Here is a 19252-nt window from a genome sequence, read left to right on the forward strand (position 1 = left end):
CAGTGTGGACTTCGGTCTAACCTTGACGGAACGATCAGCCCACCGATTGACTCACTTCACTGTAGACGACAACCCCAAGATTTTGAAGACAACGGTACCTCAGGCACTATGGCAAATCTGTGTGAAAGGGTTTGTACGCATCCTCATCGGTGCTGACAATCAGAAACAATACGATACCTATGACTGGGAAGCAGGATGTCATGCCCTCCGCAATCCAGACCTAACCTACCCCCCAGTACTACCGTATCCCCAACTTTCATGGAGTGGAAGGGGGCTATCTCTGCAAAGAAGCTGCTGTCACCTACGACGCCGTTACCGCCTTTGCCTCTCCCCCTAGTGAAACTCGCCTTCGACAACAAGCACTGACATCTATTCAGGGTCAGCCTCAACGAATTCTCGATTTAGGCTGTGGGACGGGTTCCATGACCTTGATACTCAAAGCCGCTTACCCCCAAGCTGAAGTCATTGGCTTAGATTTATCACCCTATATGTTGTGTCATGCCCAACACAAAAGCCAAAAGGCTCAGCTCAATATCCACTGGCTCCACGGCTTAGCTGAAGCTACAGATCTAGAAGCTCACAGCTTTGATGTGATAACCCTTTGCATGGTGTTCCATGAAATGCCCCCACACATTTCTCGCTTGGTCTTGCAAGAATGTCGCCGATTGCTGCAACCGGGTGGGCAACTAATTATTTTGGACGGCAATCAAAACCGCCTCCGCCATGCAGACTGGCTAATTCGACTTTTCCGAGAACCCTATTCCACGGTTTACGCCCAAGAGAGCATTCAGGACTGGACGACCGAAGCTGGCTTTGAAAATGTTAGCACCCGATATCTAGGCTGGATTCACCAACTGACGGTGGGAACATGCCCTACTTTTCCAGGTGAGCCAACCCTTAAACCGTTACAAACCAACTCTGCTTAAGGCACTTGCCAAATACGATTGTGGTAATCCGCTTCTTTATCCACATTGATGGTGGTATGGCCATGGTCATGTCCATGGTGATGACCATGATCATGGCTGTGGCTATGGGGTTCTTCACCATTGAGCGCTGCGAGCCGGAACTTGCAGAGTTCACAATTCATTTGAACCTGTCCCAACTGGGTTTCCAGTTCGCGCTGGCGCAAGACCTGTACTAGCGCTGGATGCAGACCCATTTCGGGTAGGCAGGTAATCTGAATATCAGAATGGGCCGCTTGTTGCTGAGTCGAGATATCAAAAATCTTTTCTACCAAGGTGCCTGTAAACAAGAAATAGGGCACCACAACAATTCGTTTGGGCTGGTACAGCCGCGCTCGTCGGAATCCTTCTTCTAACCGGGGATGGGTAATGCCAATAAAGCAGGTCTCCACGGTTTGATAACCACTGCCCTCCCACAGGATCCGAGCCATTTTGCTGACATCACTATTAGCATCAGGATCACTAGATCCTCGACCTACAAATAGCAGGACAGTCTCTTCGCGGGAAATGCCCTGGGGATTATGCTCGGGAGAGTCCAGGAGTTCTAATCGCTGTTTCCACAGGTCTAGAATTCCAGGCGTAATGCCGAAATGACGACCATAGTGATATTTCAGATTAGGATGGCGCTTGCGAGCCAAGTCTAGTTCATTGGTGACATCGAATTTGTTATGGCGGGCGGCAAATAACAAGATGGGCAGGGCCGACAGTTCGGTATAGCCTTGCTCAACACAGTGATCGACGACTTCTTGAATACTGGGACCCGTTAGTTCTAAGAAGCAGGGGAACACAGGTCGTGATCGATCGAGTTCCTGGTAAAGGGTTGCAAAATCTAGAAAGCATTGTCTGCCACTTTCATTACGAGTGCCATGGCCAATCATTAGTAAGGGCCGCTGAAGAGGTAGTGGTGCCAAGTCATTGGCGGTTGGCAAACTAAGGGGGGCAGGTCTGACCACCAAGTCTGGGGTATAAGCAATAGACATAAAAGACTCCCTGCCTGTGAATTACAAGCTTTAACTGAAGATCCCCCACGAGATGACTAAGCAATCTTATGGGTTTAAGAATAGGTCGTTAACAGAATGGTTTGATCGGACCTGGGCATTTGCCCACTGTCTACAATACAAACTCAACCCTCCAGTCCGGGACAGTCACAGCATTCTTTTAAGATCGCCCAGTAGGATTTAGGTTCCATTGAAAATCTGTTTTGGTCCTTTGGGCTGGCTCTCGTTGAAAACTTCCTGGTAACTCCCATTGGTATATTCGGCAATAACCGTTCTCCAGAATTGCTGACTTGGGATATTGGCTGCTTGTTGAGCAATATGCCATTCTGCCGGGAATCGCTGAAATAGTTGCAAAGCAGCCTGTTTACCAACCCCTAACCGACAATACTTCCGAGCCACAAAAAATTCAGCAATCGCATACTGGTTCACGGCTAATTCTCGAACTAAAGCAAATCCAACTCGTTGTAGACCGAGCCTGATAAAGAAAGAGAAGCGCTCTGATTCAGTCCAATAAGCATCGAAGTAAGGATACTCAGCAAATAGTCCTGACTCATTAATGACATCATCATTAAACTCACTTAAATCGTAGCAATACAACTGCATTAAATTGGCCAGCACCATCCTTTCGGTTATGGGGATGGGAGAAATGCTAACCTCTACACTTTGTAAGTCCACTTTCATCCCCATACACATTGGTTCAAGCCTGGTATTGGCCGCAAGGTAATACGCCGCAAGCTAACAGCAACTTCCAGGCAATTGATTTATGGGTAGCTTAAACTGAACGTATAGCAGGACTCTTCATACTGCTTTTTGTCGAGGATACAAATCATGTTAAGCGTTGCCCAGTCACGCCCATCTGAACGCGCCATTTTTATTCAAAAAACCTATCTGCACCTAGCAGGGGCCATTGGTGCTTTTATTGTCGTTGAATTTCTGCTGTTCCAATTGGGGATTGCTGAAGCAATATTCCAATTTGTCGCGGGAAGTCGTTTTAGCTGGCTGTTAATTTTAGGTGCATTTTCACTACTCGGCTGGATGTCTCGGGGACTAGTCGCCAAAGCGGATGAGGTGGGTACTCAGTACGCAGGGCTAGGCATTTATGTGGTTGCCCAAGCCTTGATTTTTGCCCCTTTACTCTACATTGCAGCCGCTTTTTCCGACCCTAACGTCATTCCTACAGCCGCGATCTTAACCCTCACCATGTTTGGGGGACTGACTGCGATCGCATTTACAACCCGAACAGATTTCACCTTTCTCGGTGGCATCCTTAAAATTGGTAGCTTTGTCGCTCTGGGGCTGATCGCTTGCAGTTATATCTTCGGCTTCTCCCTGGGGTTATTCTTCTCCGTCTTGATGGTGGTGTTTGCTTCAGCGGCGATTTTGTATGACACCTCCAAGGTGATGAAGCACTATTCCACCAGGCATTATGTAGCTGCATCCTTGGAATTGTTCGCGTCTGTGGCTTTGCTATTCTGGTACATTCTTCGAATTGTCATGGCCACATCATCTCGCCGCTAACCCAGCTCTATCCGCAACATCAAGACATCATCGGGACGATAATCTTGTCCCGATGATGCTTATTTAATAGGGGTAAACTTAAAGATCTCTGTGGGTAAACGGACGAGCATCTGACCCGGCATAGGTCGCTACAATCTGTCCCTGGCCTTTGAGCTGATATTTGTAGGTGACTAATCCTTCCAGACCAACGGGTCCTCTGGGTGGCATCCGCTGCGTGCTAATGCCCACTTCCGCGCCAAATCCATAACGAAAGCCATCAGCAAATCGGGTCGAACAGTTGTGGAACACACCTGCGGCATCCACTTGGTTCATAAAGATAGCCGCCGCTTGGTCATCTTCAGTAGCAATGGCATCCGTATGTCCCGAGCCATACTGATTGATGTGAGCAATGGCCTCTTCTAAGGATGCCACCACCTTGATAGATACAATCAAATCACCATATTCTGTAGCCCAATCAGCATCTGATGCGGGAGCCACATCTACCATCCCTTGCGTCTTGGAGTCACCTAAAACTTTGACTTGATTTTCCTGTAAAGCTGCTGTTAGTTGAGGGAGGTATTGGGGTGCGATCGCATCATGCACCAAAATCGTTTCCACTGCATTACAAGCCGCTGGATATTGGATCTTCGAATCCACGGCAATCCCTACCGCCTGGTCCAGCTTCGCCGCCTGATCCACATACAGATGACAAATCCCTTCCGCATGGCCTAACACGGGAATGCGGGTATTTTCCTGCACAAACCGGACAAAATCATTAGAGCCACGAGGAATAATCAGGTTCACATCCTGATCAAGATTCAACAATTCGAGAGTTTCTTCCCGACTAGTCAATAACGCCACCACATTAGGTGACACCGCTGTATTGGATAGTCCATGCTGAATAGCTTTCACCAACGCTTGGCAAGAATGCAGAGCTTCTTGGCCTCCTTTAAGCAGAACGCCATTTCCAGACTTAATCGCCAGGGCTGCAATTTGCATCACAGCATCCGGTCGGGCTTCAAAAATGACCCCGAGCACGCCCAAAGGACAGCTCACCCGGTTCAACACTAACCCCGTATCTAACTCGCGCTTGAGTTGAACGGTCCCGACAGGATCTTCAAGATTCGCGACGCTGCGTACGCCTGCAATCGCACCTTTGAGCTTGGTGGCATCTAGCTTTAACCGAGCGTAAAGGGCATTCGCAATTCCTGCTTCTTTAGCTTGCTGACAATCTCGAACGTTTGCTTCTAAAATCTCTGGCGTTGCTGCTTCTAGAGCCTGGGCGACAGCTTCTAACGCTTGGTTTTTCGTTTCTGTAGAAGCCCCTGCCAGATGAATAGCCGCTTGTCGAGCTTGTTGAGCAACCTCAGTAAGAGAATTCGTTAGGACAGTCACAGTTTTAGTTGTTTAACGACAGGGTTTTAAAAATCTTCGCGTTCGTACTCAGCAATTTTTTGGGGTTCCGGGATTTTTAGCTCTTGGGGCTCGTAATCATCGTCCCAAACATCCCCTTCCCGCTCATATTTCGGCTCTGAAGGGGCTGGCGGAGTAGAAGACCCGCCCTCACTCCAGTTATCTTCTTCTTGATACGCATATTGCTGCTGCGGTGCCGCTTCTTGGCGTTCTACAGGCACGGGTTCCGCTTCCCAGGCTTCCGTTTGCCAGGCTTGCTGTGCAGGCGCAGATTGACGGGCTGGTGCATAGGCTGTCGTGGGTTCCCCAGGGCCAAGCTGGTTCGTGGTAGAAGCCGTCTTAGGGATATAGTCTTCTTCATCGCTGAGTTCCCAAGGCGGAATCCCTAATCCCATTCGCTCCAGAAGACCTACTGTCAGCTGATTGAGGCGCTCTTCAGCTCCTTCAAAGACGATCAAGCGCTCTGGCCCTGTGCTGACAATTTCTTCTACGGGCAATTCATAAGTACTCAACACCTGAGATGGGATGAGTGGCACTCCAATCGATGCAATCACCAAAGAGGTAATTTCACCGGTGCTGGTATCAAACTTAAACCCTCGGACTTTGCCCAAAAGTTCTCCAGCTTCGGTGATCACTTCATTATTAATTAAGGTACTGAAGTCAAAGGTATCTATTTCTTCAATCGCGGTCTCATCATCGACCAGGATCACATCTCCAATCTGCCGAATATTACTGAGATACATGTAGCGCTCATCCCCAGTAACCAGGGTATTCCGCAAACCAACAACGGCGACTTCCCGCTGATCGACATCCACCCAAAGCTGGGTAATCACACCAAGTTTTTTACCTGTACTGCGAGTAATGACTTGAGTACCGATAAAGTCAGCGCGTTGTTGAACTTGTTCAGATATTGCCATGCGTGAATCCTGAGCCGAATTCTTGAGTTTTTGGGTGGGGTAAATGTTGTTAATCGTACCTTTACAATGTCACAAAAACTATCGCACACGGTACATTTTTACACCCTGACCACTTCATTTTAGTGCCTTTAGGAAGAGGGCACCTCTCTTTCAAGGTGTTGATATCACCCCAAGACCATTGCTAATCAAGGTTTATGCCTCCCAGAGACATGATGGGTTAATACTGTGATGGGGCAGAACTAGCCCCAAACGACTTTTGATTTATAGTGCCTGCCGCAGGCTGTTTGATCTTGCCAGCTATATTAAGGTCAGATATCTAGCGTTAGCTGAGACCTCCAACTAAAGATTATGGTCAGCATAGCTTCCCCCCCTATAGCGTCCGCCTTAACCCTCCGCATTAACCTGAGTGATGAGCAATTTTTTCAACTATGCCAGGACAATAGCGATTTAAGGTTTGAACGCACCCCCCTAGGAGAATTGATCATTATGCCCCCAACAGGTGGGTTAACAGGCGATCGCAATGCCGACATAACATTTCAACTAAGAGCCTGGAATCGTCAAACTCGCCAAGGGAAGTCTTTTGATTCCAGTACCGGATTCCAGCTGCCCAATGGAGCCACTCGCTCTCCTGATGCCTCTTGGATGACCATTGAGCGCTGGGAAACCTTAACGTCCTCCGAACAGGAACGATTTGTCCCCCTCTGTCCCGATTTTGTGGTTGAGCTGCGGTCAGCGAGTGATGCTTTGGCACCTCTACAGGCCAAACTGCAAGAGTATATAGAAAATGGTGCGCGGTTGGGCTGGCTGATAGATCCCAAACAGCAGACCGTTGAAATCTATCGCCCCAACCAGGTCGTTGAAAGGGTCCAAGCTCCAGCCCAACTCTCTGGTGAGTCCGTTCTACAAGACTTTATCTTAGATTTATCCCCGATTTTCTAACGTATCTTTCAGGATATGCCTTCTAGGGGTAGAGTCGAGGTGACCGCTTAAGTATGACGATCTCAGGTAATTCCCTTGACTTCTACTCCTCAGCCTTTGAGCCAACGTGGACATCTTCTGACCGAACAGATTAATCCCAACAGCCGCAATCTCGATCAGTTGACCGCGTTAGAGCTAGTTGATTTATTCAATCAGGAAGACCAGCAGCTGATCAGCGCCATTGCCGCCGCTCGTGAGCCTTTAGCCGCCGCCGTTGAGAAAGCGGCGCAGGCTTTGCAACAAGGCGGACGGTTATTTTATGTCGGGGCCGGAACGAGTGGTCGTTTAGGGGTCTTAGATGCTGCCGAATGTCCCCCCACCTTTTGTACACCTCCAGAAATGGTCCAGGGAATCTTGGCGGGAGGTCAGGCTGCCTTAGTCAAAAGTTCAGAAGCTCTAGAAGATCGAGCCGATGATGGTGCGGCTGCCATCGCAGATCGCAATGTCTGCGAAACAGATGTAGTCATGGGGATTACCGCTGGCGGGACAACCCCCTTTGTTCATGGTGCTTTGCACGCAGCCAATGAACGAGGTGCCACCACCGTTTTTATGGCCTGCGTTCCAACCGATCAATTCACCATTGATGTGGATATTGACGTGCGGTTACTGGTTGGACCCGAAATTCTGGCTGGATCCACTCGCCTTAAGGCAGGCAGTGTCACCAAATTAGCCCTGAATATTATCTCTACAGGAGCGATGGTCCAGATTGGCAAAGTCTATGGCAATCGAATGGTGGATGTCTCCGTCACTAACAGTAAGTTAGAAGATCGAGCTTTGCGGATTATTGCTGATCTAACAGAGCTACCCCGAGAGCAGGCTGCCGAGTTGTTAGGGAGATGCGATCGCAAAGTGAAACTAGCCCTACTCGTCCATTGGACAGGACTCTCCGCCGATCAGGGCCAAACTCTTTTAGACCAGCATCACGGCAACCTACGGCAAGCGGTTCAAAGCCAGTCTGCACCTTAGCGCTACCAACTCTAACCTCACAACCAAGGACGGCTTGCTTCCTCTAAAGCAGTCACCTCTTCAGGAGTTAAGGACCATCCCAAAGCCCCCGCGTTTTCTATCGCTTGCTGAGCGGTTTTCGCTCCAGGAATGGGGATAACACCCTCTTGAGCGATTAACCAATTCAACGCCACTTGCGCCATCGTCTTGTCATGGACTTCAGCGAATTGACGAAGCAAATGGGTGACTGGGGCCAATTTTCGTAATCCCTCAGGTTTGAAGCGCTGATCTGCTTTGCGGGCACCTATTGGAAGCTGTTCGGGCGTATATTTACCCGTCAGTAACCCTTGAGCCAGTGGGCTATAGGCCAAGATCGTGACTTCCAACTCCCTAGCTTTAGCCATCAAACCCTGACTCTCCACCTGACGAGTAATCAAGGAATATCGCACCTGATTCACAGCAAGGGGCACCCCTTGATCCGCCAGCAAAGCGTGAGCAGTCTGCATTTGCTTAGGGCTGTAGTTGCTGACGCCAACCGTTTTAATCAATCCCTGATTAACCGCCTTAGCTAACGCCTGAAATAGAGTCTCAAAACTCATAAAAAAATTAAATGGCCAATGCACCTGATACAAATCAATCACATCCACCTGTAACCGCTTCAGGCTTTCCTTCACAGCCTGAAGAACTGCCTCTTCACTCAAGCGCCAGGGCACTGGGCCATACTTAGTCGCCAGACAAACAGGACGCTGACAGTCCTGGTGGAACTTACCTAACAATCGCTCAGACTCTCCCCATCCATATATTTCAGCCGTATCAAACAAAGTAATGCCAGCCTGGATTGCAGATTGAAACGCATCAGCGACCTCAGTTTCACCATACTGATCGCCATAGCCCCAAAAAATCCGATCGCCCCAAGACCAAGTGCCAATGCCCACAGCTGACACCAGAGGTCCATTAGGGCCGAGTTGTTTAGTTGTCATTAGTAAACACTTCTTAATATTTCTACTTCTAGTTTAATAACAATAACTTTAGAGAGGAGTACTTTAATGGCTTCATCAACAAGAATCTCAAGCCGTAAGTAGGGCCTAGATTTAACTTTTTATTACTAATACTCAGATGAAGGCAACTATTTTAGATTTTTTTTTCTTCATGCATAAAGAAAATAGCTATAAATAAGTGCAAAGCATATATATCAAAGGCTTTAGACTATAAGTGACAAGACAATAGCAAATAAGATCCAAAGGCTTTATTAAGACTTTATCGCTTCGGGCAATGAAGGATTATGGTAAGTCTGAAATAGTCTGTTATAAATAGTCAGCATTAGCAAACAAAATATGTTTGCTTTGTACATAAAATGGCATAGCGAAAATTTTCTTGAACCAGGTTCCAAATGGTTCCCTATTGCAGATATTGGACTTAGAGCTAGAAATCAATGGATGCCTTCTTAAATACAATCACACAAGAATTGGGGAAAGCGATTCCCAATTTGCTTGGGGCAGCCGCTTTTCTGATTATTGGTGTAATTGTCGCCTATTTCGTTAAGTGGTTTGTACAAGCCCTTCTCTCCAAAACAGATATCGATAACCGTATCGCCCGCTGGTTCTCAGGAACTGACGACTCGCGCGCAGCAGCCAACGTCGAAAAACTGCTCGCTTCGATCGCTTTTTGGATCGTAATGCTATTTGCAGTGGTCGGTTTTTTGCAGTCGTTGCAACTTACCACCATCTCTGACCCCCTCACCAACCTTCTGAATAAGATTTTGGGGTATTTACCTCAAATTGGTGGTGCCATTGCACTGATGGGGGTGGCTTGGATCCTAGCGACTGTCGCCAAAATAGTAGTCGTCCGAATCCTACAGTCCTTATCAGTTGATGAGCGATTAAATTCGGCCTCTGGTCCGTCAGATGCCAGTGGACAGCAGCCTGTATCCATCAGCGAAACATTAGGTAGCACCATTTACTGGTTTATCTTCCTGCTGTTCCTACTCCCAATTTTAGAAACCCTAAAACTGCAAGGACCATTACAGCCTGTACAGGCAATGGTTCAAGATATTTTGGCAGTTTTACCCAATGTCTTGGGAGCTGTTCTGATCGGTGTAGCGGGCTGGTTCGTTGCCCGTATTGTTCGCATGATTGTCACAAACTTGTTTTCAGCAAGTGGTGCAGATCGATGGGGCCAACAACTGGGCTTAACTCAGGCCATTGGCGGTCAAAGCCTTTCCACCTTGGCTGGTAGTGTTGTCTACGTATTCATCCTTATCCCATTTGGAATCTCTGCTTTTCAAGCGTTAGGGATAGCAGCCATCTCTGAGCCTGCTGTAGAAATGCTGGGAGATGTTCTCGGAGCTATTCCTCTCATCTTCACAGCCGCAGTCATTTTAGGAGTTGCCTACGTCCTTGGTAAAATTCTCGGCGATTTGGTTGCCGGTTTGCTTGCCAACTTCGGTTTCAATAACATTTTCCAAATATTGGGACTACAAGCAGCTCAAGAGCCCACAGACAGCATTTCTGAAGATGGCCCGATTAATACGTCCTCCCATAAAACTCCCTCAGAAATTGCTGGGATTGTTGTTTTAGTCGCCACTATTCTAGTGTTCCTGATCCCTGCCACAGATGTTCTTGAATTTCAACCCTTAACGGGAATGATTTCTGGACTACTGAGCATCTTAGGTCAGGTGTTAGTAGGTGTATTAGTCTTTGGCATTGGCCTCTACCTAGCCAATATGACCTTTAACATCGTTTCGAGCTCCGGCGGCGCCCAATCTCGTATGGTTGCTCAAGCTGCTCGAGTTGCCATTATTGCTTTAGTCTCGGCTATGGCTTTACAACAAATGGGCATTGCTACCAATATTGTCAATCTCGCCTTTGGCCTATTACTCGGTGCCATTGCTGTGGCCCTAGCGCTAGCCTTTGGCTTTGGCGGCATGGACATTGCTGGAGAACAAGTTCGTAAGTGGCTGAATAGCTTTGAGTCAAAACGCTAGTAAACTCGAAATTCTTATTTAGTCCTTCCTCAAATCTAGAAAAGCCACTCTGAAATCAATTAGAGTGGCTTTTCTAATATCACTACCTACCATCAAAAATCAGCATTCAAGGGTGTACGCGGAAACGGAATCACATCCCGAATATTCGCCATCCCCGTCATAAACTGAACTAACCGTTCAAAGCCCAGACCAAAGCCAGCATGAGGAACGGTGCCATAGCGGCGAAGATCGAGGTACCACCAATAATCTTCTACAGGCAGTCCTTGAGCTATGATGCGTTGCTCCAATAGGTCAAGACGCTCTTCTCGCTGAGAGCCACCAATAATCTCACCAATTTTAGGAACCAGCACATCCATTGCAGCTACCGTTTTATCATCATCATTCATCCGCATATAAAAAGCTTTGATCTGCTTCGGGTAGTCGGTGACAATGACAGGCTTTTTGAACAGATCTTCCGATAAATACCGTTCATGCTCTGACTGCAAGTCCAGCCCCCACTCCACCGGGAACTCAAACTTGCGACTGGCTTTCTCTAATTGATGAATGGCTTCGGTGTAGGTAATCCGCTCAAACTCACTGTTGATGATTTTGTCTGCAGTCTCTAAAACAGATTTATCAATCCGCAGATTAAAAAACTCAAAGTCTTCAGGACATTTCTCTAATACCGATTTGAAAACATATTTGAGAAAAGCTTCTGCCAGATCCATATCCCCCTGTAAATCACAGAATGCCACCTCCGGTTCCACCATCCAGAATTCTGCTAAGTGCCTAGAGGTATTGGAATTTTCTGCTCTAAAGGTCGGACCAAAGGTATAAACATTACAGAAGGCAGAAGCCATAATCTCACCTTCTAACTGACCGCTCACCGTCAAATAGGTCGGTTTACCAAAAAAGTCCTGACTGTAATCAACTGTTTGGTCTTCAGCCAGCGGCACCTGTTGCAGATTGAGGCTAGTGACAGCTAATTGCTCCCCCGCTCCTTCACAGTCACTAGCCGTGATAATGGGGGTGTGGATCCACATAAAGTCCCGTTCTTGGAAAAATTGATGAATAGCTTGAGAACAGGCATTGCGAATTCGGAAGACTGCCCCTAAGGTATTGGTCCGCGATCGCAAATGGGCAATCGTCCGTAAAAACTCAAAAGAATGTCGCTTTTTCTGGAGTGGATAAGTCTCTAAATCTGCAGTTCCCCACACTTGAACTGCATTTGCGATCAGCTCAATCCGCTGATTTTTTCCTTGTGATGCAACTAATTCTCCCTCAATAGACACAGAAGAACCCGTATTCAATCGCTTTAGAGTCTGCTCATATTCTGGCAAGTCCTGGTTGACCACCACTTGCAGTCCCTGTAACGATGACCCATCATTCACCTCTAAGAATGCAAACTCTTTCAGCTCTCGTTTTGTGCGAACCCAAGCTTGAACCTTAATGCTATCGCCCGGCTGCCCGTGACGAAGCAACTCAATAATTCGTCTAACTTCCATGCAGAAATGCCACTTTGTTTATTACCAACACTGTCATCAGTCTAATCTGCGAATACTGTGGTCTGTATCCTGACACCAACTTCAATCAATCCCCAGAAATGTGGGTTATCTTCAACTCAACCAGCAGAGAAAATTGCCAGAACAACTGTCTCTATGTCACATTAGTGCTACTAGAAACATACCGACCGGCACAACGTCTTCAGATAAACAATCGTTTATAATAATTGTTTTCTTCTGGGTATATAAATTAACTAGGGTTTTAACTAACTATGATTAGGCCTCTTCATTCTGCAGCTCTAATTGCTATCGCAGCCTCTATAACGCCCATATCTGCTGAAGCTCAAGTATCCACTTCAGAAGTAAACCCAGCCTCAGAGGTTTTAACCGTTGCTCAAAACACTTTAACCCCTGACCGTAATGCCCTAGTTAATCAGCAAGCTTATGTATTAGGAGCTGGAGATGAAATTCAGCTCACAATGTTTGGGCAACCTGAGCTTTTTACCTCTAACTACCGAGTATTAGTAGATGGGACCGTCAGTCTCCCCCTCATTGGTCGGGTTCCTGTAACAGGTCGTTCCCTGGGTCAAGCTGAGCGAGAAATCTCTTTACGCTACACTCGCCTATACCGACGCCCCTACGTCACCATGGTTTTAGTGAAAGCCCGGACCGTCACCCTAGCCGTAACAGGCGAAGTCAGGCGTCCTGGAACCTACCCTGTTGAATCCCCTAATCAAATACCTACCGTTACTCAGCTGATTCAGCTGGCCGGAGGTACATCTCAATCTGCAGACCTAAGTCAAATTCAAGTTAGACGCCCCCAACTCAATGGCAGGGACCAATACATCACTGTCGATCTCATGAAGCTACTACAACAAGGGGACTTAAGTCAAAACCTGGAGTTGCGAGACAAAGATACCGTTATCATTCCCGCCACAGCAGAAGTAGACTTTACCAACTCCTTACTGGTCAGTAATGCCAGCTTCTCTGCTGATCGGTCTGAACCTATAAACGTTGCTATTATTGGTCAAGTCTATCGGCCCGGCCCTCACACCATCCGTCCCGGCAGCGCCGATGTCCAGGACGCAGGCACCCTCGGCAACTCTAGAGCCGCCTCATCCGAACTTCCCACGGTCACCCAAGCCATTCAGACAGCAGGGGGGATTAAACCCGAAGCTGACATTCGCAAAGTTCAAATTCTCAGACGTCCTCACAATGGTACTCAGCAAGAAATTGATGTCGATCTGTGGAAACTCTTGAAAGAGGGCGATCTTTCTCAAGATATTGCACTACAGGCAGGAGATACGATTGTCGTTCCTAAAGCCGTAGGGTTGACAGCCGCTGAAATCACTGAACTCTCAACTATTAGCTTCGCCCCTGCAACCATTGACGTTAACGTCGTAGGTGAAGTAAAAAGACCTGGAGTTGTCAAAATTCAACCGAATACCCCCCTCAATACAGCAATGCTGGCTGCTGGTGGTTTCGATGACAGCAGAGCAAACAAGAGTAAAGTCAAGCTAATTCGCCTGAATCCCAATGGGACAGTCACTCAAAGGGAAATAAAGATTGACTTTGAAGAGCCTCTTAATGAGGAGAAGAATCCTGCATTAAGGAACAATGATGTCATCGTTGTTGGTCGCTCCGGTATCACTAGAATTGGTGATGGTCTCCGAAATGTACTCTCCCCAATCACCAGTGGCTTCGGTATCTTCCGACTCCTATTCTAAATGACTGCCCCAATACTTCTGGTAGTGGGTTGCATACTTGCCAACAACAGCACATGAGTTTTATGTGCTGTTGTTGCGTTTTGCCCCAATGAGCAGCAAAGCGGGCAGTTGCCCGATATGATAATTGGCAAGATTCATTGGACAGGACAATATGCGCATCCTTTTCGTTTCAGCAGAAGTTGCTCCATTTGCCAAAGTGGGTGGCATGGCAGATGTGGTTGGTGCACTTCCTGCTGTCCTGAAACGGATGGGGCACGATGTGCGCATATTTATGCCTTACTACGGTTTCCTCCCAGATAAAATTACGATTCCCAAGGAACCGGTGTGGTCAGGGTCAGCCATGTTCGAAGACTTCACCGTCTTTGAAACAGTGTTATCTCAAGGAGACGTTCCGCTATATTTATTCCAACATTCAACCTTTTCTCCCCGCCATATCTACGGTGGGGAGAATGAAGACTGGCGCTTTACCTTCTTTGCCAACGGGGCCGCTGAATTTTGTTGGAATTATTGGAAGCCTGATATTGTCCACTGCCATGATTGGCATACCGGAATGATACCGGTTTGGATGCATCAATCTCCAGATATATCGAGCGTATTTACCATTCACAACCTAGGGTATCAAGGCCCTTGGCGATGGCGATTAGAACAGATGACTTGGTGTCCATGGTATATGCAGGGACATAACACCTTGGCTGCAGCCGTCCAATTTGCAGATCAAGTGAATACAGTCTCTCCAACCTATGCCCAACAGATTCAGACCACTGCTTATGGAGAAACCCTAGAAGGACTCATGTCCTTCATCAGCGGGAAGCTCGTGGGCATTTTAAACGGAATCGATGTTCAGTCCTTTGACCCAAAAACTGACAAATACGTTACCCAAAACTACTCAGTTACCTCTTTAGATAAACGGCGAGCCAATAAGATTGCGTTGCAAGAAGAGTTGGGTTTAGAGGTTAATTCAGGCGCATTTGTAGTAGGAATGATTGCCCGTTTAGTCGAGCAAAAAGGCTTAGATCTAGTCATTCAGGTTCTAGAACGGTTTATGGCTTATACAGATGCACAATTTGTGCTGTTGGGAACCGGCGATCGCTACTATGAAACCCAACTATGGCAAATTGCCTCGAAATTTAATGGTCGGATGTCTACGCAGCTCCTCTACAATCCGTCGTTATCTAGGCGAGTATACGCCGGAGCCGATGCATTTCTAATGCCCAGTCGCTACGAGCCTTGCGGCATCAGCCAAATGCTAGCACTTCGGTATGGATGTGTTCCTATCGTCCGTCGCACAGGCGGATTAGTAGACACAGTTGTGCACCACGATCCAAATGAGCAAACAGGCACAGGCTATTGTTTTGATCGGTATGAACCGCTCGATCTATATACCTGTATGATTCGGGCCTGGGAAGGGTTTCATTATCATGATGCTTGGCAAGCACTGCAGCAACGAGGAATGAAAGTTGATTTTAGCTGGGCTAAATCTGCAAAAGAATACAATGAGATGTATCAGCAGATATTAGGACTCCCCTCTAAAGCCGTCTCTTAATAACATTTTGAATGTCTATAAGCTGCTACTAACCAATGTGGCACCAAAGACAAGTTGACCGTCTGCTCTTATGAGACAATGCAAGAGTAATAAAATACATATGTCGAGAGAAGAGCTTAGGGCTTGCCATCTCAAGCATCAGATGCCAATTAGTTATTAAAGGCTAGCGAATACTGTTACTAACAGCGAGCATTGCTTAATGTTATCGGTTTGCTATGGCCGCTGAAATAACTGCTGCTTAGGTGTATTGTTGTCCATCCCCAAGCATTCGTTTACCGTTCAATTCTAATCTCTGAGTTTTACCATGACCATTTATATTGGCAATCTGTCTTACCAAGCCACTGAAAACGATGTTCGCGAAGTTTTTAATGAGTATGGCACTGTTAAGCGAGTTGTACTCCCAGTAGATCGTGAAACAGGCCGAATGCGAGGTTTTGCTTTCGTGGAAATGACAGAAGATAATGAAGAAGAAACAGCGATTGCTGATTTAGATGGTGCTGAGTGGATGGGACGGCAGCTGAAAGTCAATAAAGCTAAGCCTCGCGAGCGATAATTCACCGCCCCATAATATCCTTGTTTGTCTTTAACTATGCACGTTTAGCCTTTCAAGATTGAATCCGTGTCGGGAGCCTAAGTGGCTAATGGGACAGATACTACGATTTGATCTTCTTTTTAGTCTCGCAATTCAGGCCATTCCCTAAAAAGAAACCGCTTCATTATTCAATTGATGAAGCGGTTTCTTTTTGAAAAATTTTTATTAAAGGTGTCTAATACAAGCTTCGCTAGCGTTTAGTCCACATCAAAAAGATTGAGGAGCACAATTCTGGTTCAGCGACCACCGCACTCTGAACCCTTGAACTTAAGGGGGATTTCGAGAGTATTTGCTTATTAGCAGATGTACTGAATTAGAGTACTAAACCCAACAAGTTACCAAAGGCAAATCGCTTTTGAGGGTTAACTATAAGCGTGAGTATTCAACGGCAAGCTCGAACAAAAGTACCTAGTTAACGATAACTAGGTACCCTCAATCATCCTTTCAAATATCGTGCAAGGATTCTTGACTAGCTTCCCCGGCTAGCGGTTTGAGCATAGAGAAGAATCAGAAACACACAAGGTATGAATACGAATAAAGCGGTAGCAATTGCACCTAAATCATTAACTGGCATAGGAATTAATCTCTATCTCATCTGGGCATTTATAAACTTTACAATACCATTTTTGCTAAACCTCTTTGGAAAGATTTACCAATACCTGCTTGAACAACACTTATATAGAAGCAATGGTAATGGCCACCCCACTTCCCCTTATACGAGCTGCACTTTGAATGATTCCGGAGCTACGAAGGCTTCGTTTTAATGGAGGCAGATCCCAGCACCAAAGTTTGACAAGCCAAACGATAGGTCTCAGGTTTTCTCTTGAGCTTGGCATTTTCTACGGACGTACGAGGAGAGAGGTTCTCCATACCCTCAACAACCTCAATAAGACATGTCCCGCATTGGCCATAGCCTCCGCAGTTCATTAACTTACCCTTAAACGTGTAGAGGTCAATCTTGTTATCCAGCGCCACTGAGCGTAGATCGTCTTCTTCTGAAACATCTATTTCTTGGCTTTCATTAACAAACAGAATGCTGGACATAGTTGGCGGTATACCTTGGATCTGAGATTTATTTAGTAAATGTTTACAGGGAAAGGGTTCAGGGTAGAGAGTCTAGTAACAAGTTAATCGGCAGACAGGCCAAGCAATTGGCAATATGCCCGAATTTCAAATCGTTAAGTTCTCTTGCATTGAGTCCCTACTCTAGTTACACTTCGTTATACACTTTATTGTTTCGTATAGTACATTAGGTTGCCCTCAAGCATTCAAACTCAAGAATCATTTACTACTGTTTTCTAAAGTTTGAGTGTGTCTTGCTTGTTTTAATAATAATCAGCATATTAGCCTGCACCGTTGAGTCCTAGTGACTTCAATGTCAACTTAGGTCTGCCATGTAAGCACTAAGTATGATTCAATGAATCACAGTGACGACAGCAGTTGGCTTAAATTACTGAATTACTGCAATTGATACAAGAAGGGCTTCATAAACCAATAGTTTGTGGAGTCTTATTAGGATCGGCCCATTAAAAAAATGCTGCAAGTTTAAAGTATTGACGTTTTAAGAGGAGGAGCGTAGTCGATGGGACTACCCTGGTACCGAGTACACACAGTCGTCCTGAATGATCCAGGACGGCTGCTATCTGTGCATTTAATGCACACTGCCCTGGTAAGCGGCTGGGCAGGCTCCATGGCACTCTACGAGTTGGCCAAGTACGATCCAAGCGATCCAGTTTTAAACCCCATGTGGCGTCAAGGCACGTTCGTCATGCCTGTGATGACTCGCATTGGTGTCACTCACTCTTGGAGTGGCTGGACAGTTACTGGTGAGCCTTGGGTTTCACAGCCAGGAATTTTAGGCGCACACCTAAACTTCTTTAGTTATGAGGGTGTCATCCTCATGCATATCCTGGCTGCAGGTTTGTTTTTCTTAGCTGCCGTATGGCACTGGATTAACTGGGATTTAGACATCTACTATCCCGATGGTTCTTCCGAGCCAGCTAGCGATTGGCCTAAAATTTTCGGCCTTCACTTGCTGACATTAGGAATTGTTTGTTTCGGCTTTGGATCTCTTCACTTAACTGGCATCTTAGGACCAGGTATGTGGGTTTCTGATCCTTATGGCCTCACAGGTCATGTGCAAGGGGTTAGCCCAGATTGGCGGCCATTTGCCTTTGACCCGTACAATCCCACAGGTTTGGTCACTCACCATATCTCTGCAGGGATTGCCTTGATTATTGGTGGTATTTTCCATACTGTTTCTCGTCCTTCTGAGCGCCTTTATAACGCGCTTAGCATGGGTAACGTTGAAACCGTACTATCCAGTTCTGTTGCCTTTGTAGCTGCTGCTGCATTCGTAATGGTTGGAACCATGTGGTATGGAAGTGCAACTACTCCAATCGAGTTGTTTGGTCCTACTCGTTATCAATGGGATAGCGGCTACTTCCAAACTGAAATCCAGCGCCGTGTGCAGTCTGGACAAACTTGGGATCAAATCCCTGAAAAGCTTGTTTTCTACGATTACATCGGTAATAGCCCTGCTAAAGGCGGTTTATTCCGCACAGGTGCTATGAACAGTGGTGACGGTCTCGCCCGTTCTTGGGAAGGTCATCCTACTTTTACTGATTCTGAAGGTCGTGAGTTGTTCGTGCGTCGCATGCCCAACTTCTTCGAAACTTTCCCAGTTATCTTGACTGACAAAGATGGCGTTATCCGCGCTGACATTCCTTTCCGACGAGCTGAATCTCGATACAGCTTTGAGCAGAAAGGCGTAACAGTCTCTTTTGAAGGTGGTACTCTAAACGGTCAAACCTTCACCGATGCTCCTTCTGTTAAGAAGTATGCTCGTAAAGCCCAACTGGGTGAGCCTTTCGAGTTCGATCGTGAGACTCTTGGCTCTGATGGCGTTTTCCGAACCAGCACTCGTGGTTGGTTTGCATTCAGCCACTCTTGCTACGCACTACTCTTCTTCTTCGGCCACTGGTGGCATGGCGCTCGTACCATCTTCAAGGATGTGTTCGAGGGTGTTGATCCTAACCTGCCTGAAGAGCAAGTGGAATGGGGTGTCTTCCAGAAAGTTGGTGACACATCCACCCGTGCTTAGTCAGTCCTAAAAGGATGTTGAATTCTAGTGAATTGCTAATTGGCACTTGCTAGATTCAGAATGAAGGCTACTGAACGCTTCTAAGTCCGAAAATGATTAGAATGTGTATAGGT

At 46.7% G+C, this 19252-nt stretch carries 18 protein-coding genes; 10 read left to right on the top strand and 8 right to left on the bottom strand.

The window, feature by feature from the left end; genetic code table 11:
• Window positions 1-4 precede the first annotated feature (4 nt).
• On the top strand, window positions 5-337 hold the full coding sequence (locus HRE53_RS08030; RefSeq protein ID WP_235109887.1) for a hypothetical protein: 333 nt from the start codon (window positions 5-7) through the stop codon (window positions 335-337).
• Window positions 264-926 (top strand): class I SAM-dependent methyltransferase, encoded by a 663-nt coding sequence (locus HRE53_RS08035; protein WP_235109888.1) that lies wholly within the window; start codon window positions 264-266, stop codon window positions 924-926. Before HRE53_RS08030 ends, HRE53_RS08035 begins: the two co-directional genes overlap by 74 nt.
• Here HRE53_RS08035 and HRE53_RS08040 read toward each other — a convergent pair.
• Window positions 923-1942 carry a sirohydrochlorin chelatase gene (locus HRE53_RS08040; RefSeq protein WP_235109889.1) on the bottom strand — a complete coding sequence of 340 codons (1020 nt, stop codon included), beginning with the start codon at window positions 1940-1942 and terminating at the stop codon, window positions 923-925. The two genes, HRE53_RS08035 and HRE53_RS08040, sit on opposite strands and share 4 nt — an antisense overlap.
• A gap of 198 nt (window positions 1943-2140) precedes the next feature.
• Complete coding sequence (locus HRE53_RS08045) at window positions 2141-2635, bottom strand: GNAT family N-acetyltransferase (protein ID WP_235109890.1); 495 nt, start codon at window positions 2633-2635, stop codon at window positions 2141-2143.
• Between the two features lie 153 nt (window positions 2636-2788).
• Between HRE53_RS08045 and HRE53_RS08050 the strand changes: the two genes are divergently transcribed.
• Window positions 2789-3478, top strand: a complete 690-nt coding sequence (locus HRE53_RS08050) for a Bax inhibitor-1 family protein (RefSeq protein ID WP_212662975.1) — start codon at window positions 2789-2791, stop codon at window positions 3476-3478.
• 78 nt (window positions 3479-3556) lie between these two features.
• On the opposite strand, the gene HRE53_RS08055 is transcribed toward HRE53_RS08050, so the two are convergent.
• Together HRE53_RS08055 and HRE53_RS08060 are read right to left on the bottom strand one after the other, a co-directional pair.
• Window positions 3557-4852: a glutamate-5-semialdehyde dehydrogenase gene (locus tag HRE53_RS08055; protein ID WP_255801301.1), complete on the bottom strand. Its 1296-nt coding sequence runs from the start codon at window positions 4850-4852 to the stop codon at window positions 3557-3559.
• A 26-nt stretch (window positions 4853-4878) separates the two neighbouring features.
• A complete protein-coding gene (locus HRE53_RS08060; protein ID WP_235109891.1) occupies window positions 4879-5787 on the bottom strand; it encodes a PRC-barrel domain-containing protein in 909 nt (302 codons plus the stop codon).
• Window positions 5788-6135: 348 nt separating this feature from the next.
• On the opposite strand from HRE53_RS08060, the gene HRE53_RS08065 reads away from it, so the two are divergent.
• Window positions 6136-6726 carry a Uma2 family endonuclease gene (locus HRE53_RS08065; protein ID WP_235109892.1) on the top strand — a complete coding sequence of 197 codons (591 nt, stop codon included), beginning with the start codon at window positions 6136-6138 and terminating at the stop codon, window positions 6724-6726.
• Between the two features lie 75 nt (window positions 6727-6801).
• Window positions 6802-7731, top strand: a complete 930-nt coding sequence (murQ, locus tag HRE53_RS08070; protein ID WP_235109893.1) for an N-acetylmuramic acid 6-phosphate etherase — start codon at window positions 6802-6804, stop codon at window positions 7729-7731.
• 17 nt (window positions 7732-7748) lie between these two features.
• On the opposite strand, the gene HRE53_RS08075 is transcribed toward murQ, so the two are convergent.
• A complete protein-coding gene (locus HRE53_RS08075) occupies window positions 7749-8690 on the bottom strand; it encodes an aldo/keto reductase (RefSeq protein WP_235109894.1) in 942 nt (313 codons plus the stop codon).
• A 452-nt stretch (window positions 8691-9142) separates the two neighbouring features.
• Between HRE53_RS08075 and HRE53_RS08080 the strand changes: the two genes are divergently transcribed.
• The gene (locus HRE53_RS08080; protein WP_212662981.1) at window positions 9143-10693 is read left to right on the top strand and encodes a mechanosensitive ion channel; all 1551 of its coding nucleotides are present in this window, start codon (window positions 9143-9145) and stop codon (window positions 10691-10693) included.
• A gap of 92 nt (window positions 10694-10785) precedes the next feature.
• Here HRE53_RS08080 and asnS read toward each other — a convergent pair whose 3' ends face one another.
• The gene (gene asnS, locus HRE53_RS08085) at window positions 10786-12177 is read right to left on the bottom strand and encodes an asparagine--tRNA ligase (RefSeq protein WP_212662982.1); all 1392 of its coding nucleotides are present in this window, start codon (window positions 12175-12177) and stop codon (window positions 10786-10788) included.
• A 269-nt stretch (window positions 12178-12446) separates the two neighbouring features.
• On the opposite strand from asnS, the gene HRE53_RS08090 reads away from it, so the two are divergent.
• The 3 genes from HRE53_RS08090 (at window position 12447) to HRE53_RS08100 (ending at window position 15997) form a co-directional block, all read left to right on the top strand.
• Window positions 12447-13901: a polysaccharide biosynthesis/export family protein gene (locus tag HRE53_RS08090; protein ID WP_212662983.1), complete on the top strand. Its 1455-nt coding sequence runs from the start codon at window positions 12447-12449 to the stop codon at window positions 13899-13901.
• A 151-nt stretch (window positions 13902-14052) separates the two neighbouring features.
• Window positions 14053-15444 (top strand): glycogen synthase GlgA, encoded by a 1392-nt coding sequence (gene glgA, locus HRE53_RS08095; RefSeq protein WP_235109895.1) that lies wholly within the window; start codon window positions 14053-14055, stop codon window positions 15442-15444.
• A 304-nt stretch (window positions 15445-15748) separates the two neighbouring features.
• Window positions 15749-15997, top strand: coding sequence for an RNA-binding protein (locus tag HRE53_RS08100; protein ID WP_212662985.1), 249 nt, complete (start codon window positions 15749-15751; stop codon window positions 15995-15997).
• A gap of 508 nt (window positions 15998-16505) precedes the next feature.
• Here the strand turns inward: HRE53_RS08100 and psbM are convergent.
• Together psbM and HRE53_RS08110 are read right to left on the bottom strand one after the other, a co-directional pair.
• Complete coding sequence (gene psbM / locus HRE53_RS08105; RefSeq protein ID WP_010474494.1) at window positions 16506-16610, bottom strand: photosystem II reaction center protein PsbM; 105 nt, start codon at window positions 16608-16610, stop codon at window positions 16506-16508.
• 170 nt (window positions 16611-16780) lie between these two features.
• Window positions 16781-17080 (bottom strand): 2Fe-2S iron-sulfur cluster-binding protein, encoded by a 300-nt coding sequence (locus HRE53_RS08110; protein WP_212662986.1) that lies wholly within the window; start codon window positions 17078-17080, stop codon window positions 16781-16783.
• 538 nt (window positions 17081-17618) lie between these two features.
• Here HRE53_RS08110 and psbB point away from each other — a divergent pair.
• A complete protein-coding gene (gene psbB / locus HRE53_RS08115; RefSeq protein WP_212662987.1) occupies window positions 17619-19139 on the top strand; it encodes a photosystem II chlorophyll-binding protein CP47 in 1521 nt (506 codons plus the stop codon).
• Window positions 19140-19252: the final 113 nt, after the last annotated feature.

Origin of the sequence: Acaryochloris sp. 'Moss Beach' (assembly GCF_021497025.1) — a bacterium.
GTDB classification, from domain to species: domain Bacteria; phylum Cyanobacteriota; class Cyanobacteriia; order Thermosynechococcales; family Thermosynechococcaceae; genus Acaryochloris; species Acaryochloris marina_A.